We start from the raw sequence: 21,231 nt of genomic DNA on the forward strand, positions 1-21,231 counted from the left end.
CAACAGCAGAAGTTTATATACAAACTGTTAAATAAAGGTGTTTATACCCAAGTGACTTCAAGATGCAGGATTCAGAGCGTTGTCATTGATTCGAGCTCAAGGAAAACAACGCAGTGTAATAGTTAGCTCTTTCCAAGTTGTTTGACGCAGCAATCGGGTCAATGACACGCTCCCAAAGGGCACTCTTTGCAAATAGTAAGGGTCTTGGCTTGTATACTTTGTTGCCGATTCTTGATTTAGAATGACTAGATCTTTAAATCGCCGCCGCGTCTACAAACCAAGTCATTCTCGCTGAACCCAACATCTCGAGGTTACTTGGGTATATTAAATGAACTTATTTTTCCTATTAATCGGTTCGACGTTTGCGTGAAGTCACTTCAATGTTGTTGGTAAGCGCTTTTTATTTATAATGTGGATTCACAAGAAGTGAGGACGACCTCACCGCTCTTATCACTATCGGGGACGACCCCAATCATTTGGAATCTCTCAATGGCTTGGGCAATTCTATTTCTCGCGGGGCTATGCGAAGTGGCATGGGCGGTCGGTCTTAAATACTCGGAAGGCTTTAGTAAGCTTGCGCCGTCTGCCTTTACGGTCGGGTTTATGGTGTTAAGCTTTTGGTTACTTGGTATTGCACTTAGAACATTACCTTTAGGCATTGCCTACGGTGTTTGGGTCGGAATAGGGGCTATAGGAACTGCGATTGCCAGCATCTATTTATTTAATGAACCAGCCACGTTAATCAAGCTCATCAGCTTGCTGCTCATTGTTGCTGGTATTGCTGGCTTAAAGTTCGCCGCTTAATCTAGTTCAGCTGTCAAAAGAAAAGCCAGACTCTTGCTCTGGCTTTTGTTGTTTGAAACCAAGGGATTCCTTTATAAAGAGCTTATTATCGCTTCATAAATGGCAGTTTTAGGTGCTGTCCAAAGACATTAATCAAAGCGCCAGTCACGATGAGAGCTCCCCCCAGATATGTCCATGCCGCAGGCAGCTCTCCAAAGAAGACGATACCTAACACAACAGAAAAAATGATCTGTACATATGAGTAAGCCGATGCTTTACCAGCTTCTTGTGTTTGCATTGCCTTCGTTAACCCCAGTTGTCCTATCTGAGTAAACACACCAACCAAAACAAGCATCATTGTTAGATACAAATCCGGCATGACGAATTGATCGCCAATCAAAAGAATCGATGCAGGCAGCGCCACTAATGGGAAGTAAAAGATGATGACAGAGCTGTCTTCTGTCTGGCTTAGCTTACGTACGATTACATACGCAATAGAGCTGCCAAATGCGCCTAAGATAGCAATCATCACACTGAACATTGGTAAGGCATGTTCGGCGTCTGGACCAGTTTCTGGTCGCACCATGACGTAGACCCCAAGTAAACAAAGGGCGATACAAATAAACGTCGAGAACTGGATACGTTCTTTAAGGAAGAAAACGGCGAGTAAGGCAGTAAAAACAGGGTGGATATACTGAAAAATGGTCGCTTCAGCCAGTGGCAAAGTCGTAACGGAATAGTACACGCACATCAGAGCCATGGTTCCAACGGCACCGCGAGCAAAGAGCAAGGGCTTATTATTACCCCAAACGGATATACCTTTACGTTTTACATCGAGATAGCTGATCACTAACGAAACCAGCGCCCTAGCGGCTACGATTTCAAATACGGGAATGCCGTGTAAGCTGACGTGCTTGACCGTGGCAGACATCAGTGCAAAACCAAACGCGGACAGCACCATAAAGCGCACGCCAATGGGAATCATTGAGTTGAGTGAGTTAGGCATCTTACTGCTCGTTTATTGCGGGAGATCGCACTTTAGCACACTAAACTCACAAAAAGATCAGTGCGCTGGGATAAAGCCCGCGTTTCTTTTTGAACCGAGGTAGACTGTCTTGCTCAGAGTAAAAAACAATAATTTCTAAAGGAAAAGTGGATGATTCCTATTCAAGCAACGCATGTGTCCGGTGTGGTGATTTCTGAATTCGACGGCATAAAGAAAATGCTATTACTAGAACGAGTGAAAGGCGGTTACTGGTGTCATGTCGCTGGTGGTGTCGAAGAGGGGGAAACTGGCTGGCAAACGATCGTACGAGAGCTTAAGGAAGAAACACAGATTGAAGATGTAGAGCTTCATACTGCAGATTTTCTCGAACAATTTTATGAAGCGCACAAGAATCGAATCATGGTTATTCCTTGTTTTGTATTATTCTGCAAACCAAATCAAACAGTAACGCTTAATCATGAACACACCGACTACCGTTGGTGCACGTTAGAAGAGGCAAAACAACTCGTACCATTTGCCAATCAACATCACCTGTACGAGCATGTATGGAAACACTATGTTGAAAGCGAACTGACGCCATTCACTTTGATCAAGCAAAGTTAACTACGGAATCACTATGTACCAAGGCTATGAACAACATCAGGCACTACAAATTACTGAGCGTATTTCCATTGAGCCTTTGCTGACTAAGCATGCTTCTACCTTGCTCTCTGTGGTTAATGAGAGTCGGGAGAGTTTATCTCAATATCTACCTTGGACAGACTGGGTCACTAACCGTAGAGAAGCGGTGGCGTATATTTCTCAACGGATTAATTCCAATGCTCTCGATGCTTATTGGTTTGCGATAAACCTAAATCAAGAGTTTGTCGGTGTGCTTGGTATCAAAGGCATCGAAACACAAAGCAAAGCGACCGAGATTGGATATTGGTTGGCGGAGAAAGGTCGGGGTCATCAAATAATTGATTTGGTCTTGATGAGTTTGGTGCCACTGATTCGAGAAAGAGGCAATGCCAAAGTGATCCAATTTCATTGCATGGAAGACAACATACCAAGCATCAAAATTGCAGAGCGCGCTGGTGCGACGCTAAAGGAATACATTGATCATGATTTTGAGATGCTCGACGCCAGTCAGCGTTTGGGCATTTATGAATTGCATTTGAGAGAGTCGTAACGCATGAACATCAGTATAGATAAAATCACTTGGCAAGATGCGATGCCAATTCGCCATCAAGTACTTTGGGCAAATAAACCCATCGAACATTGCAAAGTAGAGGGCGACGAGGAAGCGGAGCATTTTGGCGCATTCGTCGACAGCGTATTGGTGGGGGTGGCGTCGATATACCGAGATGACAATCAAGCTCGATTGCGCAAGTTTGCTATTTTGCCTGAGTATCAAGGGTTGGGTATTGGTTCATCCATGATTCGATATGTGTTAGAAAGTCTTAAGTTCTCACCTGTTGAATATTTCTGGTGCGATGCGAGAGAATCCGCACTGGCTTTTTACGAAAAATTTGGGATGAACGTTGAAGGCGAACGCTTCTACAAATCTGACGTCTCTTACTACAAGATGAAACTTGCGCTTTAACCGAAACAAATCTGAGTTTGAACTCTAACTTCCTTATTGCGTTAATAGTCAGGATGTTGCCCTTATGTTAACTTTAAATCATACATAAGTGCGACATTGCCCTAGATTGGGTGCACAAGGAGAAAATCATGAATGCGATCGTCGACGTCGAAGTTGGTCAACTGCTGCAACAAAAATTGGATAAGCTCAAAGCTGCATACAATGCCGAACCTTATCCGGGTTTAGAGGTAAGAAAACAGAAGCTTAACCTTCTTAAGCAGACTATTTTGAATAACCAGCAAGCGCTGGTGGAAGCCTTAAGTGAGGACTTTGGTTACCGCTCTGAATTTGATACGGCAATGACGGATGTATTGCCGACGGTTGCTCAAATCAATTACACCTTAAAACGCCTTAATAAATGGTGTAAGCCAAGTCGCCGTCATTCTGGTTTGTTACTTGCCCCGTCAAAAGTCACCGTTGAATATCAACCTGTTGGTGTGGTGGGTATCATCTCGCCTTGGAACTTCCCAGTAATCCTCAGCTTATCGCCATTAGTCACCGCGCTTGCGGCAGGTAACCGAGTGATGATGAAACTCAGCGAATTTACACCGATGACCAACAAGGTGATTTCTGAGATTTGTCGAGCATTGCCTGAAGATGTCGAGGTGGTTGAGGGTGAAGCCGAAGTGGCTCAAGCGTTCAGCAAATTATCGTTCGATCACCTACTGTTTACTGGCTCTACTAATGTTGGTCGCGCGGTTGCTCGTGCTGCAGCGGAGAATTTAACCCCAATTACCTTGGAGCTTGGTGGTAAGTCTCCAGTTATCGTGGCAGATGATGCTAACTTGAACAAAGCAGTTGATGCGATTTTGTTCGGTAAATGCATCAATGCCGGACAAATTTGTGTTGCGCCAGATTATGCCTTTGTACCAGAGGGAAGGGTTAACGAGTTCGTCGCACTCTTCTTACAACGCTTTGAAGCGCTGTACCTCAAAGGTCAAGAAGAACAAGGTTTTACTCATATCATCAATCAGCGTCAGTACGACCGATTAAAGGCGGTATTGGAAGATGCCAAAGCCAAGGGCGCGGAGTTACATACCGTGCCTGAAACGAGAGCAGAAGGTCGACGATTATATCCGCACTTAGTCACCAATGTTTCGGAAGAGATGACCATTATGCAGGAAGAGATCTTTGGTCCTCTTATGCCAATCAAGCCTTACCGTGATATCCAAGAGGTCATCAGCTACATCAACCAGAATCAACGCCCACTTGCGCTCTACATCATGTCAGAAGATAAGAGCATTATTGAGCGAATTACCCGTAACACTCACAGTGGCGGGGTCGGAGTGAACGACACGATTTTGCACGTTGGCGCGGAAGACGCACCATTTGGTGGTATTGGTGAATCTGGTATCGGTCACTACCATGGCGAGGAAGGGTTTAGAACCTTTAGTCACGCCAAAACCATCCTGAGTACACCAACGTGGCTACCTCGTGTAGGCATGTTGCTGGAACGTCGTGGCATGGCGATCAAAGCATTGCAAAAGTTCTTTATGCGTTAACGCTATTGATATTGGAACTTCAAGAAAAACATTCTGCGGCAGAGCCGGAGGTCTATGACTGACTCATATTAGCTGCTGGGCAAACAAATAAGCGCACCTTAACATATCGTCGTGGTGCGCTTTTTCATATTTATACCCAAGTAACCTCGAGATGCTAGGTTCAGCGAGACTGACTTGGTTTGTAGACGCGGCGGCGATTTAAAGGTTTAGTGGGTCTAAATCAAGAATCGGCAACAAAGTATACAAGCCAAGCCAGCTCGCCCTTTGGGAGCGTGTCATTGACCCGATTGCTGCGTCAAACAACTTGGAAAGAGCTGGCTATTACACTGCGTTGTTTTCCTTGCTCTCGAATCAATGACAACGCTCTGAATCCTGCATCTTGAAGTCACTTGGGTATAGTTTCTTTGTTTCGTTAACATCGCTAGCGCTAAACGCCGTTGCTATTCTAGATGTTTAAACTGCAACGCGACCAATCGTTGATACAGTTCACAGCTTTGCATCAATGATTGATGATTACCGATATCAATCAGTTCGCCACCGTCGAGTACTGCAATTTTATCTGCGTGCTGAATTGTCGATAAGCGGTGTGCGATGATCAACGTAGTGCGGTCTTTCATCAAGGCTTCAAGCGCTTGTTGAACATGATGTTCACTCTCACTGTCCAGTGCGCTGGTGGCTTCATCAAGCAGCAGGATTTTCGGATCTTTTAGAATTGCACGAGCAATGGCAATTCGCTGTTTTTGACCGCCAGATAGCCTTACGCCACGCTCACCTAAAAAACTATGATAGCCGTCAGGTAGCTTTTCGATAAATTCATGAGCATGGGCTTTCTTTGCTGCTTCAATCACTTGTTCGTCTGTGGCTTCCGGATTACCGTAGCGAATATTGTGGAATACATCATGGCTAAACAATGCGGGTTGCTGTGGGACTAATGCCATTTGGCGGCGAAGATCGTTAGGATCGAACTGTCGAATATCTTCACCTCCAAACAATACATGTCCTTGCTGCGGGTCGTAAAATCGTTGTAGCAGCTCAAACAGCGTTGTTTTACCGGCACCAGAAGGACCAACCAAGGCTAACACTTTCCCTTGTTCTGCTTTGAGATTTAATCCTTTAATAGCTGGCTGATCGGGGCGAGAAGGGTAGTTGAAGTTCACTGAGTCAAACGTGACTTCTGCAGGCATGCGGTCGGTAATAGTAAGGTGATGGCTTGGTGCACTGATATCACTCTCAACTTGCAGGATCTCAATCAATCGTTCGGTTGCACCAGCGGCTCGTTGCAATTCTCCCATCACTTCAGAAATAGTGGCAGTAGAGGATGCAACCATGATGGCATAGAACACAAACGCAGCTAAATCACCAGCCGACATCTTGCCATGAATAACGTCACTGCCACCTACCCAAAGCATGCCTGCAATAGCGCTGAAAACAATCACAATAACGCCGGAGATCAAGATTGCGCGCTGTTTGACGCGTTGTCTGCCAACCTCGTAGGCTTTTTCTACTTCGACAGCAAACGCTGCGCGTTCATGCTGCTCTGAGCTAAAGCTTTGCACCGTTTTTATGTGTTCTATCGCTTCGCCAGCGTAGCTGCCCACATCCGCCATTGTGTCTTGGCTTTGACGCGATAAAGCACGAACGCGCCGACCATAAACTAATATCGGCACCAAGACAAAAGGCACAGACGCCAAAACTATCAAAGTGAGCTTAACGTTAGTAGCGAACAACATAATGATCGCACCAAAGCACATCAATGCACTGCGCATCGCCATGGAAAACGACGAACCAATAATGCTCTGAAGTAGTGTCGTATCAGTCGTGAGGCGAGACATAATGTCGCCGCTGCTGTTGGTCTCAAAATAGCTCGGATGCAGGGTAATCACATGATTAAACACCGCAAGGCGAATATCTGCGCTGACGCGTTCTCCAACCGAAGAAACCAGGTAGAAGCGGAAGAACGTCCCAACGGCAATACATAAAGTGACGGCAACAATAAACTGAATTGCGTTGGTTAGCTCTTGTAATGATTGCTGAGCAAAGCCTTGGTCAATCAAGATACGTACGCCATAACCGACGGACAACGTTAGGCTTGCTGTCGCGACAAGTGCGACTAGGGCAGCAGCGACACGCCATTTATAAGGCGAAATAAAAGTGTTGAGTTTAAGAAGAATGCCAAGGTTTTTATTATTTTTACTGCTCATGAGTAGCTCACAAAGCTTTATAGGTACTTGGCATAGTAAGCGACTTTTTGAGACGTGACCAGTGGCGCGTCTGATTCGAGTCATGGTTCATTCGTTAGAAAGAACACAGTCTCATGGAACCTAATTTCTCACTATTTGTTATTGGCATATGCTAATAATGAGGGCTACAGTTCATATCCCATTACCAATGAATAAGCGCCTCTCGCCTTTGAATGTTGAGTTAGATGCATGATTCGTGAACGCTCTTATTAAAGCAGCTTAAGTTCAGAGACGTCTCAGATACAGAAGGATTTTATGTCACACCACAACCCCAAAAACCACCAGCAGTGTGCAGTGTGTTGCCTGCCATTTTTCAACGCCAACGATACTGTTCAGTTTTCCCAGATGCCGAATGGCGGCGTGCAGTGCGAAATCGTACCAACAGAGAAAGTTCAGGGATATCAAGGTGTCATGCAAGGCGGAGCAATCTGCGCTTTGCATGACACGGCTATGACCCACTGCCTTTTTGCTCAAGAGATATGTGCGATGACAGCAAAGCTCGAGGTTCGCTTTATCAAACCGGTTCCCCTTAATGCCATCATTCGCGTTGAGGCGCATTGCGTAAAGAGCAAACGAGGAATGTTTCTACTACAAAGCGAAATCTATGTGAGGGAACAATGTTACTCAAAAGCAGAAGCGAAGTTCATGCAGCATGTTGTCGACGCCGAATATTGACCTCAAAAACCATTGGGATTATCGATAACATAAACCCAACCTCCATCTACATAATGCATGACTTCCAATGCCGTTCCTTGTATCGCGTTTTTTGTCTGAGTTGCACCTTGCGAAGTGTTCATTATTTCCCAATCTGAACGCACCATGGCAATGTCTTCATTAATGTGGATGGAAACACGCTTTGTATGCATGGTGACATCGCCTTTCATAAAACCTTCCAATACGCGTTTGATCGCTTCTTGCCCTTTGGCTTGATTGCCTTCTTTATCCAAAATAAATACCGCATCTTGATGGAAAAGTGTTCCTAATCCCTCCAAATCTTTATCCGCAAAGTATTGACCAAATAATGCATGTAACTCTGATGGTGTTTGTGGCTTCGGATAGAGCGTCTCCGCATGTAAACCAAGTGAGACAAAAGAAATAAACAGAAAAATATATCGCATAACGTAATCCTCTAATTATTGGCTCAGGCAGCTTTCGTCCCTTTGCCTAATTGCCAATTCAAGATAGAACGGTCAGTTACGAATTAAAATTAGCTTCCTAAAAGTAACTAGTTACTCTCAGGTAACTAATGGTCTGAGGTGTAGTGTTTGATTACACTGGCGGTAAAAAACGGATTAGGGAAGGGCGATGTCGTCAAAAGTAAATCATCAAGTACAGCCTGTTGGCTATTGCAGCGTGGATAAATACTTAACATTGATATCGACTAAGTGGACCGCTCACATCGTTTGGTTGCTCGGGCAACAAGAAGAGATGCGATTCGGTCAAATTCGCAAGCAATTGGCGCTGGTTTCAAGCAAGGTGCTCACCGAACGCTTGAAGTTACTGTGCGAATATGGGTTTGTTTGGCGAAAACAAGAAGACACTATCCCTGTGACTGTGAATTACGGTTTAACCCCAAAAGGCAAAGAGTTTGCTAGTGTTGTCGACATCATAGTCCAAAAAGTTGATGACTGGGATGCCGAGTAGGTTACGTATCTAACCCCTTAGAACCCTTATGTAGAAACTAATAGATATGTTGATTGCATCTGATTGTGGAATGAGACTGAGAATTAACATATACCTGTATTACCGACCTTAAAAAAGAGTCACAATCATTACGGTTTTGACGGGTTGATTTATGAAATTTAATACATCTATTGACGATAATTTTGCTTCTTTCTACGACAGAGAGAACGACAACTATGTCTTTGTCGAAAGTACTGATAATGAAAACTTTGATGTAACAATAGGTACGGCAAGCGGCGCGACTTTGGTAGGTACTGTATCTGCAAAAAATAATGAGGAGCTGAATGCTAAGCTCGGAGCTCTGTATCAAGGTTTTATGATGAAAAACGAGCGCGACTCTTAACGATTAGGTATTTCTAATCATAAACAACCATAGATTATTTACCTTTACTATGATGCTTGAGAACAAACATCATAGTCGCGAGATCTAAGCGCGGTTTTTCGCGAGTAGCAGATCGACTTTCCCTTTCGCTGTTTTACTCACGGTTTGCATAAACTTAAAGCTTGGATTGTGAATGCCGGATTGCTCCAAGCCCTCGACCATTTCAATCCAGAGTTTTGCTGTCATCTGTGCATCGGCTAACGCTCGGTGAAAAACGCCGTCATTATCGATGTTTTTGAAGCGAACTAGTTCTCCGAGTTTATGAGAAGGAGCATCTTGAATTAAACGTCTTGCCACTAGCAATGAGCATGCAAACTCGCCTGAGTAACCACAGTTGATTCGTTCAAGCTCCGCATCGAGGAAGCGCTTATCAAAAGATGCGTTGTGGGCGATAAGGTTTTCACCGGCAATGAACTCGCTGAATGATGCCATCACTTCATCGCAGCTTGGTGCGGTGCGCAACATGTTATTGGTAATGCCAGTGTAGCCCTCGATGAAAGAACTGACTCTAAAGCCTGGGTTCATCAGTTGCTGAAAACTATCGACAACCTCACCGTCGACTAATTTTACTGCACCGATTTCAATGGCGCGGTCACCCATATTCGGAGAGAGACCAGTGGTTTCAAAGTCGAGTACGACAACAGAGTTAGCTTGGGGCATGAAAGTTTTCCAACTGAACGATAAGGGGCAAGAGTATCAACGAAACGGATACAAAAAGAAAGGTTATGATGGGTAGACTGTGTGAGTTAGGTTATTTACTATTCTTGATTCATTCCAACAAAGACATTGCGATTGCGCGCTCTTTAAACGAGCGCTTTTAGCTTCGAGGGAAATTATGGAAACGATCATCAAACAAGCAATTGAGCTGCGAAAAGAAGCTAAGTATCAAGCGTCGAGAGCATTACTTACAACACTACTAGACGATGAACATTTTGCCGCAAAAGCGCACTTACAAATCGCTTGGTCGTACGACAATGAAGGCAAAGAGCAAGAAGCAATCGGTCATTACTTGTCTGCACTTTCAGGAACACTCTCTTCGGTAGAAAGATTTGATGCGTTGTTCGGCTTAGCGAGTACCTACCGAAGCCTTGGCGAGTATTCGGAAGCATTAAGCTATTTTGAACAAACGTTGGATGAATACCCTAATGCGATCGAAGTTCAGCCTTTTTATGCAATGTGCCTTTACAATGTGGGTCGATATAAAGAAGCCACATCATTGTTACTCGAACTCTTAGTGTCCACCACCAACAGCGATGCAATTAAAGAGTATCAGCGAGCCATTTCTTTGTACGCTCGAGATCTCGATAAAACTTGGTAGCTTTTGGTTTTAGTAATCATCAAATATTCAAAAAAGATTCACTACGCGCGGCATTTTCGCCTTGTTGTTTTTATCATTAAAGTGTTACATCCATGGAGAGGACAATGGAATACTTTCAGTACTATGGGATCGACTGGGTTGCGATGGTACTTACGTTTCTTGCCATTTGGCAAATCGGAAACAAGAACAAAATTGGTTTCATCTTAATGATGTGTGGAAACACCAGTTGGGTTGCAGTCGGGTATCTCACAGGCAGCGTGGCAATGATAATCGCCAATATCATCTTCTTCTCTATGAACCTACGCGCCATCATCAAGTGGTCGAAGCCAGAGCAAAGAACTAACGGCGTTGAGGTGTAGTCGTTTACCAAAACTACACTGAGGTAGAGTGAAAAAGTAGCGCTTTTGAAGGATGTAATGTGAATAAAGAAGTAAGAGTTGGTGCCGCGACCATTATCCTTCGTGACGGAAAAATAATGCTTGGTGAGAGAATTGGTTCTCATGGTGCAAACGCACAATAACAGTTGCACTTTTTGTTTTTTATTATGAGTTATAGTGACGTGTTTAGTTATTTTAAACCCTATAAGCTAGTAGTTAGCCCTCCTATATCAGGTACTGTTTTAAAATACGGGGAGCCAATTGATAATATCGAAGTGACCCTGCTTGCGGGTTTTAGTCAGTATTATGAAAGAACTACTATGACAGACAAAGACGGTAGGTTTCATTTTGAATCAATCATTCACCGTCAATGGTTTAAGCCGCTGTCAATCAACACAAATTTAATTGGAATTCAGATCACTGCAAATATAAATAACAATCAAATTTTAATGTGGTCTTCACATACTGGCTTGGATATCCATGATTATGTTATTGATAATTTGGAGAATCTAGAGTGCGATCTAGATGACTCTTCTTATGAATATCACTTTAAAAACCGAGTTGTACCAAACGGTCGCGAGCACTCGGTTTTTGGAATATGCCGCCTTCGAGGATATGACGGAAAAATACATCGAGAGGATTTATAACTCCCTTATCTCCAAAGTTAGCTTCAGAGCTAGCTTATCTGCCTTATCAATTGATTTCAAACAAGGAAAACCAGAAGCGCGGTCTTCCTTGATAGTCTGATACGAGAATATCTTCGAGAAGGGTTTAGCGTTATCTATTCGTCATATTGTACTGAATAGTTTGGCTAAAGCTTGGCAGTGTGACCTCTAGCAGTGCCACATCTGGCAGAGTATCACCGTCGCTGTTCTGGTATTGATAGCGGTATGTGCTGACTGCATCGCCAGCGGTTTGTTTCATTGATTTGATTGGATGGAAGGCAAGACCAAAGAAATCTAAGTCTACTTTCCACTCTTTCACTGGATCTACATAGTAAACACCATAAACCAATGAACCATCATCCACATACTCCATTTCAAAGGTTTTGGTGCCTTTGCCGAACAACTTCTGAGTTGCTTTTTTGATTTCGCCATTCGGGTAGTATTGCAGTAAGAGGGTACTCTTTTCCTTTGGTGTCGAGAGCTTAACCTCACGGATTTTTCTTAACTTACCATCTTCATGGTAGGAGTAATGAAATTCGCGAACAGACATATCGTCGCCAGACTGCGGTACTTGGCGGCGTTGAAGAAGTTTGCCATTAGCACCATACGTATATTGAATTCGATATGTCGCGATAGGTGTACCGTTAAGATCGGCAGCCTCATCCTGAAAGACTTGCTTATTCTCAATATCAACTTGACCGAGTTCGTTATAGCTGTATTGAGAGATGAAGTTTTCTTTGGTGTGTCTAACGTAACTGTTGATTGAGCCGTGCTTCATTAGCGCACGCGCAGATTCCAAAAAGCCTGCATCGTTATAGGCGTAGTCAAATGTACTGTCTGCGTAGTCGCGCTGTGTTACTCGTCCTAGCTGATCGTATGAGTACGCGCCAGCTACGGTTAGTTGCCCTTGGTTAGACTTTGCTATTTGTGTTAAGCGAGATTGGTTTGCAGTGACCAGACCCTGGTCAATGTAATCTTCAAACACAGAATAGTGTTCGTAAGCCGTAGCGTTAAATGCAGCGAAAATTGCCAGACCGGCGAAGCTTCTTTTAATGTTCATAGTTAATAGCCTGTTATTTATGGTTTTTATTAATTTTTCAATCGGAAGAGAGGTTTAACTCGACCGATGTAAGCGCCCTCAATTTCAGTATCGAGAAGCAAAGCTGAGCTTATCAGTAGGGTTTTATAAAGTAAGTATAAATATGATAATAATTATCATTTAAATTTATTTGTTTGAGATTGATTCAAAGAAAAAGCCAATGAAAACGCTCAAAGACCATAAAAAGAGGGGGTATTTTGAAACCAGAAACAATGTGGTGAAGTGACTTGCCTACATTGCTGTATCGCCAATATCAGCATGCCTGGTCGTTGTTTAATCAGTTGCGCGGCAATGTCAGGGAATCTTACTAATATGCGAGCTTACTAACACGCCATACGTGACACTTAATGTATTCTTACTGGAAGCGAAGAAGAGGAATCTATCAATGTCAAAAAGCTCCAAGCTTCAGAATGAAGACAAACTGGTTAAGAAGGCACTAGAGATTGGCGGGAAGATGGCGAAGCTACAAGGTTTTGACCTTCCTCAGTCACCACAACCTCTAAGAGTAAAAGCGATTTATCTATTTTTGGTCGATGCAAAACAGATAACGCCACTGCCGGAAAGCAAGCTAGACGGCGCAAGCATCAAACACAGACTGGCAGTGTGGATACACAGTGCTTTGCCAGATAACGACCCTCTAAAGTAGAAAACTCAAGAAGTCGCATAGGTCATTAATTAACATAGACCATCAAATAACAAGGCGAGCCAAATGGTTCGCTTTGTTTGATCTTGGCAAGTGCACTAGGGTCTTCGAATGTTTCGTTATTATTGATTTACAAAACAGAATCAAAAGGACTAAAGATAAACCAAGAGAAGCGCTACAATGCACGCGTTGCGAGAGAGCAACCAAGTAGACTCATTCACAGAAACCTTAAAGTAACCATACATGTCTAAAGATTTCGAATTCACCACAGAATACACACTCGACAAACCATTCTTTGCTGAGTGTTATGACCAAACTAGCCTGCCAGTTAAGTTCCCACATGCATACTTTAAAGGGATCTTGTTTCTTATTTTTGGTGTGGTTTTATTGGAGTTTGAACTGCTACCAAACGGTTATGTGGGTTGGTTCTTTATCGTATTGAGTGTGATTGAAGCGTTCAGCGTGTACTGCAAGCGAACGTGGTGGCTGTGGCGTCAAACCATCAGCTCAAGCCGTGGCAACAAAGTGGTGTTTGAAGTTAACGCGGATGGCGTGCGCTACAAAAGTGGTAAAATCGATCGCAGCCTCGCTTGGAATGAAATCGACCAACTCGAACAAACCGATTTGGGCTTTATCCTTCATCTTGGTAAACAACGCCAATACATCAGCAAATCTTGCTTAAACGAAGAAGTTATCGCGTTTATGGTAGAGCAGCACACTGCATCGAAAGTGAGCTAACAAATCCTCACTGACAAAAGAGGCGAGCCAAGTGGTTCGCCTTTTTTGCTCTTAGGATTTGGTGTTCAGGGGGGGCACTCTAATTCAAACTCGAAAGCTGAACCACTACACTCGGCGCTACAGGAGGGGCATTTCACGAGCCTAGGAATCTCCCTAAGCGTACAGTGGGAATCAAACCCGCATCGTCAGCTTGTAAGGAGGCGTAGTACGGGTTTTGTAAGATAAATTGGTCATTAAATCTATTTAATATCAACTATTACGTGTCCTTGTTTAGTAATATTTTTTCAGAAAATCCTTTCAAATCACACCTACTAATAATTTCAAGATCGAGACCATTCTCAACAAATTTATTTTTAAAAAAGTAATGATATTCGTCCGAATTAATCTCACAGCTTAAATCAAGAAGATTATCTGAAATAAATTCATAGGGTTTCACATCAGAAAATCGAGCTTCTAGTAAGTAGTGTTTTTTACCATCTACAAAAATGTAAATGCCAATGTAACTAGAGGACTCATGAAGGGCAGGTTCTTTAAACGTCTGATAGTGGTATGTAGGTTCGAAATGAAAATCTCCCTTTTCTGATGTCATTGTCTCGGAGATATAACGGTTGCTAGAAAAAGCCGTGTGTAGATAAACTACCTCGCTAGTAACCGCTTTCCCGTCTAAGTATAAGCTGCCAGTGATCTCTGAGCTAAGTGTGTATTGAAACTTTTTTGGTTTGAAGAAATTAAACATATCTGCGTTACAACCTGTTGAGAGCAATAATATTGTGGCACTCATAAGGAAAACCAGTATTTTAGCCATTCGCTTGCCAATCTCGTACATAGGTCAACTCATCCCCACGCGTGAGGCGATACTATGTCCTAATGATCTCAAGTGCTAGCCTAGGGCTGCCCCAGTTTTCAAATTAAGTCATGCTAAATCGTATATCTAGGCGCACTTTAAAAAATAATGTAAATAATATGTCCATTACTTTCATGGTTGGCTTTGCTGCGTAATTCGTTGTCGAAGCCGAGCAGTCTTATTTAGATTGATAGTAAGCCAATACGGCAAGTTTTAGGCATACCAAGCCCATTTTCGCTTTAAAACTCACATCAACGTCTTTGGCTCGACGGCTGATACAACTGTAGTGTGGGCTGCGAAGTTCGTCTTCAAACTAAAGCCTCGCTTAAAATGAATTTATGGAATCACATAATTGGATACATGACTTATTGCTGCCTGACGACCACGATATCGAGAGTATTGATGTCTCTTACCTTGTTGGCGAAGGTAAATATGCCGCTGAGTTTGATGTTCGATGGCGCGGTGATTTTAAGGATGGTTCGTTTACTGACCTCTCCGTAGCGCAACGCAGGGTGATGTACGAGCCGGAACAGTTTGCTCACCCAGTGATTGAGAACTACGTCGCGGTGGTAAAGAGCAATAACCTGACTGGTGATTGGGGGAGGTCGGAACAAGTTGCCCTTGATTGGTTTCGGTTTAACACCCTAAACGTCTCAGTCCTAACTCAGTTGCCTCATCCAATAATGAAAAGGCGAACCACGTGGTTCGCCTTTTTCGATCTCTAAGCTTGGTGTTTAATTGTTTATTCGATTTCAGACGCACAAGCTGAACCGCTACACGCGGCGCTTTAGTTGGGTCATTCCAGCGAGCCTAGGCGAGACTAGGAATCTCTCGAAGCGCGCTGTGGAGTTAGTGTTTAAAATGAACCCAAAAAAGTGAAACGGAATTACGACGAATACATCTATTCTATGTTGATGTTGTCTTACGGCCTCTCTAGCTTAGTTCTGCCCCAAAACTTCTCAGACCTAGCGAACTGACCACCTAACCAGTATTAAAATTGACCAAATTTAACTAATCCGAACTTTTGGCACTTTCACGGCAACTTTCCGTAGTTATCTCCCTAAACTCTCTGTTGAATCACACAATTGGTTGATACACATTGAGTATCATAATGAATGGCTGTAGTGGCAACGTGAACCGAATGCAAACATGGAAAGACTTTGTCAATAAAGTGTTATGCGTTAAGAGAAAACTTCAAACTCGTACAGATAACATAAATTGCGAATAAAGGAGAATCAATGACACCGATTTACCGATGGAATGGACAATACTTCGGCTTCATAAAAAATGACCGATTATTTAGTGCAAGCTCTCAATATCTAGGCTGGGTTACTGAAGACGGCAGAGTGTGGCGCAGAAATGGCACGTTCTTGGGTGAAGTAGAAAATGAAAACTACATTCTAAGACGAACATCAATGGCAACACCTGCAACCCGAGCAGTAAGAGCAACACCAGCGACACCCGCAACTCCAGCTCGTAGAGCAAATCGTGCAGGTAAGGCTTCAATAGCTGGTCGAATTGATGCTCTGGGTGAATTTGCAAGCACATAAAAATTGCTTGCGGGTAACGGCTAACCTTTGGCATTTTTGTTCGGTTAAGCTTGGTATTTATAGTGGTTTACTTGAATTCTGGGTGGGGTCGCATTCTATTATGGCGTCAAAAGGCTCTAGTTGCCCATTTGGCTACAACTCTATAAGAAGGAAAAGAAATGAGTGATTTGATTGATGATGAGTTGTTCTTGCAAATAGAAGAACATTTGAAGTGTAGTGAGCAGAGTTGGCTATTGGGTGCAGGGGTAAGCTTCGATGCTAAACTACCGCTAATGTACCCTTTGACAAATAAAGTTAAAAAGGATCTAGAAGCTAGTCACAAAGAATTATATGACGATATTATCACTCCACTATTTCAAGAGTTGCCTGAACAATGCCATATAGAGCATGTTCTGAGTCATCTTGGCGACTATTCTGCATTGGCTGAAAGAAACAAAGAGAAGAAGACAGTCATTAGTGGCGGTGATGTTGAGCTAGCTACACTAGAAGAAGTACATAATGCTATTCTTGAGTCTATTTCAAATGTGATCCGATGTGGCTATGTTGAAGACGGGGATGGAAATACAGTTGAGGAGGGCTCATTGTCTAAACCAATTGTGGATATCAAAGCTCATTTAGAATTTATTGATACTCTGTTTAACTACGCATCTGCTGGTGTTCATGAGCGAAGAAAAGCTGTAAATATTTTCACAACTAACTATGACACTCTTTTAGAAGATGCTCTAGCATTAAGCAAAGTATCTTATTGGGATGGGTTTGATGGTGGAGCTGTAGCCCACCGAGTTCAGAAGTATGGGGAACCAATTCCATCTAATGGACAACGTGCAAATTTAATTAAAATGCATGGTTCAATAGATTGGTTTCTTTGTGACAAAGGGTATGTATGGAGAGTTAGGGATAATGACCTCTACCCGAAGGCAGAACGGCGAGTTCTAATTTACCCACAAGCTACAAAATACGTTGCCACTCAACAAGACCCGTTCTCTACGCAATTTGATTTGTTCAGAAAATCTCTGAATTCCCCAAATAGCAATGTTTTAGTAGTGTGCGGCTATAGCTTTGGCGATGATCATATCAACAACGAAATTGAATTTGCTTTATCAAAAGAAGAAAACAAAACTGTATTGCTCGCTTTCTTGGAGTGTAGGGATGAAATTCCTTCATGTTTAGAAAAGTGGCGAGGTGATAGTTTTGGTTCAAGAGTAATTATTGCATCCATACACGGCCTGTATATTGGAAAAAAAGGCCCATTTAAAAGAAAAGATGAAGACGACTATTGGTGGACATTCAAAGGTGTAACATCAGTATTGAAGAATGGATGCGAGGTATAGTTATGTTTACACCAACTGATGAGCTGAAAATAGGTCAAGTTGTCGAGGTCTCAGGAACCAACATAAAAGTTGAGATTTCCAATAAGATATCCGAATTAACAAGGACTTTTAATGGTCGTGTTTACCCTATCGGTCAAATAGGTAGCATGGTTAAAATTCACTATGGTCGTAAAATAATTTTTGGCTTGGTAACAATGCTCAGAATGCGATCAGAAGAGTTAATTGAAGCGGGTATGCCTGTAACTGCTGATTCTGATCAGCGAGTAATGGAAGTTCAGCTGTTAGCTGAAGGTAGCTGGAATAATACAAAATCAACTTTAGCCTTTAAGCGTGGTATTAAAACTTACCCTTTGCCCCAACAAGGCGTATTTCTACTAACCAACGAAGAAATTTCTTTTGTTTACCGTTCAGCTGAAGGAACAAGAGATGCGGAAGTGGATCCATTAGTTCCTTTTGCTGTTTACAGTGCATCTGAATCTACAGCCTGTCGAGCTAACATTAATAAAATGTTTGGTATGCATTGTGCGGTTCTTGGCTCTACAGGATCTGGAAAGTCAGGTACCGTAGCTGCGATTATTCATAGCGTACTATTGCATAAGAGTAATGAAAAAGAACTGTCTCCTCAGATAGTAGTCGTTGATCCTCACGGTGAGTATGGTTCAGCTTTTAAAGAGAGAGCTGTACAGTACCGAGCGTATGACATCGCAGCAGGCGACGACGGTCAGGAAGAGATAAAGCTACCATATTGGTTGATGTCTAGTGATGAGTTCACTAACTTAGTGATTGGCAAAACGGAAAGAAGCGCTACTAGCCAAAACAATGTAGTTCAAAAGGCACTTGCTCATGCAAGAATGGTTGCTGCTGGAATTGTCAAACCTTGCCCAAGAGAGTTTGGTACAGAAGCCCTTAATCATTTAGAAAATTTTGACGATCCAGATTTGTGTGATGACAAGGATACTTCCGATATTCTGGAATTCGACCGTGATAAACCTAGACCATTTTGCTTAGATGAGTTTGAAAGTCATGTTAGGTACATTCAGGGCGGCAGGATAAACCGTAACAACCATGAAAGCATGACCAACTCTGATTTAGCTAAGTCACCAGTACCCTCTGTTTTAGATAAACTAAAAGTTTTGAGAAGAGATACTCGACTTTCATTTATGATGAAGTGTTGGGTTGATAACGATGAAGAAATAAAGCTGCATCAAGTTTTGAACCAATTCATTGGTGCCCCTAGTCAGGCAGGTAAAGATATTAGGATTATTGATATTTCAGGCTTGCCAAATGAAGTCGCAGGACCGCTTACCGCGCTAATTGCTAGGTTACTTTTTCAATATAAGGTATTCCAGACTCAACAAGAGAAAGAGAAGGATCCAATATTATTAGTGTGTGAAGAAGCTCATAGGTATGTTCCCGATCATGGTGAGGCTCAATACGCAGCCGCTCAAGGAGCAATAAGGCGTATAGCAAGAGAGGGGCGAAAATACGGAATAGGCTTGATGCTGGTAAGTCAGCGGCCAGCCGATGTAGACAGTACAGTTATTTCACAGTGTGGTACGTGGGTTGTATTGAGACTTACAAATTCAGCCGATCAACAGCATGTCGCAAGATTTTTACCAGATGGATTGTCTGGAATGGTAGGTGCTTTACCGATTTTATCTCAGCAAGAAGCAATTTTTGTTGGTGAAGGAGCTGCTCTACCTTCTAGGGTCAGGGTAAGAGACCTAAAAGAAGACCAATTACCGAAATCAAATACGATACCATTTGCTCAGGGCTGGGCGAGTGATCGCCTAGACATAGATAAATTGAAAGAAATATCTGAGAGAATGTGTAACTAAAAGCGCTTTAATACAAATTATTGCACGCGGCAAAGTACTCACCGCACTCACCGTTTACTAGTGAGTGCGGTGTTATGCATTGCGATAAAGTGCTCTGCTTGAGCTAAACTGGAAACTTCCTAGGCGATTTCCCATACCAAAAGTTATTCGTATTTTTCTAATTTAAGTAATTAATCTAACAAGGTTTTGCCCAGAACTGTTATAGTCGGTACTTTTAAATGCGAAAGTGTCATATTCAGTGCTGGTAATAAGTAAGATAGATCACTTTTAATCAGAGGCTACAGGCTTAGCGTTACCTAGCTTCCTACCATTTGTCTCGATAGTGCCGCCAGCAAAAGGCAAAGTAACTTTATCTGATGTCCTAACCAATGCAGCGGCAATCTGCTCTGCGGGATGTAACAATTCTTTATTTGGGGTATCCTTCGGCTTAAATAATCCTTCGGTTAATGACTCAAGTAGCCGAGGAGGGATTTCTCCATCTTTCTTCTCGTTCCATTCCAGCGACATCTCTACTGCAAGCTGCGCCCTGTTCAAATCACGAATGAACATCTGGTTATCTAGTTCTTGCTGTGCAATACGATCTGCCCAACTGTTGTACCAACGAATTAAATATACAATAGAGGAAACTACTAAAGCGGAACTCGCTAAGATTCGAAAGTATAAGAAATACGTTAATTGGTCACTTGGAGTTAAAGCTTCTTGGTTTGTGTTAGCAACATAAGACATGCTCCAAAACTCGTATAAAGAAAGAATCAAACCGAAAGCGCCTATTATCACTAAAGCCATAGCAAATTGGGATGCTCTCGTAGAATTACGGTTAACATTCTCAGAGAAGTTGAAGCCTCTAGCTTTAATCTGGGCTTCGTCTAGGGTTCTAGTTGTGGTTTTACGGCGCGTAGATGTGTTGTCTGCGTCATCTATTTTCTGTTGCCTTTCATCAAGCTCTTTGTTTCTTCTCTTATACTGCTCATCAAGATCGGCAAGTTTCTTTGAAAACATTTCGTCTTGAGAGTTAACTTTCTCCGCAAAATCTTCAGCTCGGTCATCAAGAAACTTTTGTTTATCACGCTCTAACTCTTGAACCTGTTTAACTTGCTTTTCGATAAGCTCCGCGCTCATCCCCTCAAGTCTAGTTAAAACCTCATGATGGGCTGAAGCAATTTGAAGGCTACTCTCATTTACATTATCAAATGTTGTTTCTGCCCCTTGTAAGAGAAGATTGTTAATATGCCTAAATACGTTAGATGCCTGCTCTTGAACCCTTCGGCTGTTACCATCTGTCACTTCGAGTCGGTCAATGAAGCTATCCGCTGATCGAATATAGCGAATGACGGAGCCTGAAAGGGAAGTACTCTCAATAGTTATACTCGTAATAGATGAAGCCGCATTTTTGTTGTTCCGCAACTCTTCAAGAATGTTCTTATGATGACTTGCCTCTCTGACATCAACTTGTAGAATAAATCCACCAAGTGACACAGTACACTGGGCACTTTCATTGAGCCCAAACTTTTCAAACTTTATCAACGTTTCATCAATGAAAAATTTAAGAAGTTTCTGATCACTAACTCTAGGGACTGATACACTACCCATTGCTGTTCCTACACTAAA

General features: G+C 42.7%; 24 protein-coding genes and 1 pseudogene. 18 read left to right on the plus strand and 7 right to left on the minus strand.

Annotated features, from left to right (window positions below):
- Window positions 1–489 precede the first annotated feature (489 nt).
- The gene (locus OH463_RS09290) at window positions 490–804 is read left to right on the plus strand and encodes a DMT family transporter (RefSeq protein WP_005451619.1); all 315 of its coding nucleotides are present in this window, start codon (window positions 490–492) and stop codon (window positions 802–804) included.
- Between the two features lie 85 nt (window positions 805–889).
- On the opposite strand, the gene OH463_RS09295 is transcribed toward OH463_RS09290, so the two are convergent.
- On the minus strand, window positions 890–1,789 hold the full coding sequence (locus OH463_RS09295; RefSeq protein ID WP_005451620.1) for a DMT family transporter: 900 nt from the start codon (window positions 1,787–1,789) through the stop codon (window positions 890–892).
- A 150-nt stretch (window positions 1,790–1,939) separates the two neighbouring features.
- Here OH463_RS09295 and OH463_RS09300 point away from each other — a divergent pair, with 150 nt between their 5' ends.
- From OH463_RS09300 to OH463_RS09315, 4 genes are all read left to right on the plus strand, one after another.
- Window positions 1,940–2,392 carry an NUDIX hydrolase gene (locus OH463_RS09300; protein WP_005451621.1) on the plus strand — a complete coding sequence of 151 codons (453 nt, stop codon included), beginning with the start codon at window positions 1,940–1,942 and terminating at the stop codon, window positions 2,390–2,392.
- Between the two features lie 13 nt (window positions 2,393–2,405).
- Window positions 2,406–2,960 (plus strand): GNAT family N-acetyltransferase, encoded by a 555-nt coding sequence (locus tag OH463_RS09305; RefSeq protein WP_005451622.1) that lies wholly within the window; start codon window positions 2,406–2,408, stop codon window positions 2,958–2,960.
- A gap of 3 nt (window positions 2,961–2,963) precedes the next feature.
- Window positions 2,964–3,374 (plus strand): GNAT family N-acetyltransferase, encoded by a 411-nt coding sequence (locus OH463_RS09310; RefSeq protein WP_005451623.1) that lies wholly within the window; start codon window positions 2,964–2,966, stop codon window positions 3,372–3,374.
- A gap of 128 nt (window positions 3,375–3,502) precedes the next feature.
- Window positions 3,503–4,915 (plus strand): coniferyl aldehyde dehydrogenase, encoded by a 1,413-nt coding sequence (locus OH463_RS09315; RefSeq protein WP_269991090.1) that lies wholly within the window; start codon window positions 3,503–3,505, stop codon window positions 4,913–4,915.
- Window positions 4,916–5,355: 440 nt separating this feature from the next.
- Here OH463_RS09315 and OH463_RS09320 read toward each other — a convergent pair whose 3' ends face one another.
- Entirely contained in the window at window positions 5,356–7,116 is a 1,761-nt protein-coding gene (locus tag OH463_RS09320; protein WP_009696758.1) for an ABC transporter ATP-binding protein/permease, read from the minus strand.
- 294 nt (window positions 7,117–7,410) lie between these two features.
- Here OH463_RS09320 and OH463_RS09325 point away from each other — a divergent pair, with 294 nt between their 5' ends.
- A complete protein-coding gene (locus OH463_RS09325; protein WP_269991092.1) occupies window positions 7,411–7,830 on the plus strand; it encodes a PaaI family thioesterase in 420 nt (139 codons plus the stop codon).
- A gap of 2 nt (window positions 7,831–7,832) precedes the next feature.
- Here OH463_RS09325 and OH463_RS09330 read toward each other — a convergent pair whose 3' ends face one another.
- Complete coding sequence (locus tag OH463_RS09330) at window positions 7,833–8,273, minus strand: YybH family protein (RefSeq protein WP_053050303.1); 441 nt, start codon at window positions 8,271–8,273, stop codon at window positions 7,833–7,835.
- A 187-nt stretch (window positions 8,274–8,460) separates the two neighbouring features.
- Here OH463_RS09330 and OH463_RS09335 point away from each other — a divergent pair, with 187 nt between their 5' ends.
- On the plus strand, window positions 8,461–8,799 hold the full coding sequence (locus OH463_RS09335; RefSeq protein ID WP_069688218.1) for a winged helix-turn-helix transcriptional regulator: 339 nt from the start codon (window positions 8,461–8,463) through the stop codon (window positions 8,797–8,799).
- Between the two features lie 151 nt (window positions 8,800–8,950).
- Window positions 8,951–9,181 carry a hypothetical protein gene (locus tag OH463_RS09340; RefSeq protein ID WP_009696755.1) on the plus strand — a complete coding sequence of 77 codons (231 nt, stop codon included), beginning with the start codon at window positions 8,951–8,953 and terminating at the stop codon, window positions 9,179–9,181.
- 84 nt (window positions 9,182–9,265) lie between these two features.
- Here the strand turns inward: OH463_RS09340 and OH463_RS09345 are convergent, their stop codons facing one another.
- Window positions 9,266–9,880 (minus strand): 3'-5' exonuclease, encoded by a 615-nt coding sequence (locus OH463_RS09345; RefSeq protein ID WP_009696754.1) that lies wholly within the window; start codon window positions 9,878–9,880, stop codon window positions 9,266–9,268.
- 175 nt (window positions 9,881–10,055) lie between these two features.
- Between OH463_RS09345 and OH463_RS09350 the strand changes: the two genes are divergently transcribed.
- The 4 genes and pseudogenes from OH463_RS09350 to OH463_RS09365 all read left to right on the plus strand — a co-directional run bounded on the left by OH463_RS09350 (window position 10,056) and on the right by OH463_RS09365 (window position 11,562).
- On the plus strand, window positions 10,056–10,538 hold the full coding sequence (locus OH463_RS09350) for a tetratricopeptide repeat protein (protein ID WP_049537204.1): 483 nt from the start codon (window positions 10,056–10,058) through the stop codon (window positions 10,536–10,538).
- 104 nt (window positions 10,539–10,642) lie between these two features.
- Window positions 10,643–10,897 carry a nicotinamide mononucleotide transporter gene (locus OH463_RS09355; RefSeq protein WP_005451639.1) on the plus strand — a complete coding sequence of 85 codons (255 nt, stop codon included), beginning with the start codon at window positions 10,643–10,645 and terminating at the stop codon, window positions 10,895–10,897.
- A 59-nt stretch (window positions 10,898–10,956) separates the two neighbouring features.
- Window positions 10,957–11,049 (plus strand): annotated as a pseudogene (locus tag OH463_RS09360) (ADP-ribose pyrophosphatase); the annotation flags it as partial.
- A 33-nt stretch (window positions 11,050–11,082) separates the two neighbouring features.
- A complete protein-coding gene (locus OH463_RS09365; protein ID WP_269991098.1) occupies window positions 11,083–11,562 on the plus strand; it encodes a carboxypeptidase-like regulatory domain-containing protein in 480 nt (159 codons plus the stop codon).
- A gap of 130 nt (window positions 11,563–11,692) precedes the next feature.
- Here OH463_RS09365 and OH463_RS09370 read toward each other — a convergent pair whose 3' ends face one another.
- The gene (locus OH463_RS09370; protein ID WP_269991100.1) at window positions 11,693–12,640 is read right to left on the minus strand and encodes a hypothetical protein; all 948 of its coding nucleotides are present in this window, start codon (window positions 12,638–12,640) and stop codon (window positions 11,693–11,695) included.
- A gap of 424 nt (window positions 12,641–13,064) precedes the next feature.
- On the opposite strand from OH463_RS09370, the gene OH463_RS09375 reads away from it, so the two are divergent.
- A complete protein-coding gene (locus OH463_RS09375) occupies window positions 13,065–13,325 on the plus strand; it encodes a DUF5062 family protein (protein WP_025557554.1) in 261 nt (86 codons plus the stop codon).
- 240 nt (window positions 13,326–13,565) lie between these two features.
- Window positions 13,566–14,060, plus strand: a complete 495-nt coding sequence (locus OH463_RS09380; protein WP_269991104.1) for a YcxB family protein — start codon at window positions 13,566–13,568, stop codon at window positions 14,058–14,060.
- Window positions 14,061–14,316: 256 nt separating this feature from the next.
- Here the strand turns inward: OH463_RS09380 and OH463_RS09385 are convergent, their stop codons facing one another.
- Window positions 14,317–14,886, minus strand: a complete 570-nt coding sequence (locus OH463_RS09385; RefSeq protein WP_269991105.1) for a DUF6795 domain-containing protein — start codon at window positions 14,884–14,886, stop codon at window positions 14,317–14,319.
- Between the two features lie 356 nt (window positions 14,887–15,242).
- Between OH463_RS09385 and OH463_RS09390 the strand changes: the two genes are divergently transcribed.
- The 4 genes from OH463_RS09390 (at window position 15,243) to OH463_RS09405 (ending at window position 19,623) form a co-directional block, all read left to right on the plus strand.
- On the plus strand, window positions 15,243–15,629 hold the full coding sequence (locus tag OH463_RS09390) for a hypothetical protein (protein WP_269991107.1): 387 nt from the start codon (window positions 15,243–15,245) through the stop codon (window positions 15,627–15,629).
- 513 nt (window positions 15,630–16,142) lie between these two features.
- Window positions 16,143–16,454 (plus strand): 4-fold beta flower protein, encoded by a 312-nt coding sequence (locus tag OH463_RS09395; protein WP_269991109.1) that lies wholly within the window; start codon window positions 16,143–16,145, stop codon window positions 16,452–16,454.
- A gap of 158 nt (window positions 16,455–16,612) precedes the next feature.
- Window positions 16,613–17,785, plus strand: coding sequence for an SIR2 family protein (locus OH463_RS09400; protein WP_188014222.1), 1,173 nt, complete (start codon window positions 16,613–16,615; stop codon window positions 17,783–17,785).
- A 2-nt stretch (window positions 17,786–17,787) separates the two neighbouring features.
- Window positions 17,788–19,623 carry an ATP-binding protein gene (locus OH463_RS09405; protein WP_154202577.1) on the plus strand — a complete coding sequence of 612 codons (1,836 nt, stop codon included), beginning with the start codon at window positions 17,788–17,790 and terminating at the stop codon, window positions 19,621–19,623.
- A gap of 267 nt (window positions 19,624–19,890) precedes the next feature.
- Here the strand turns inward: OH463_RS09405 and OH463_RS09410 are convergent, their stop codons facing one another.
- Entirely contained in the window at window positions 19,891–21,213 is a 1,323-nt protein-coding gene (locus OH463_RS09410; protein ID WP_188014220.1) for a hypothetical protein, read from the minus strand.
- Between the last annotated feature and the right edge of the window lie 18 nt (window positions 21,214–21,231).

The organism is Vibrio sp. NFR, assembly GCF_027587095.1.
GTDB classification, from domain to species: Bacteria; Pseudomonadota; Gammaproteobacteria; order Enterobacterales; family Vibrionaceae; genus Vibrio; species Vibrio harveyi.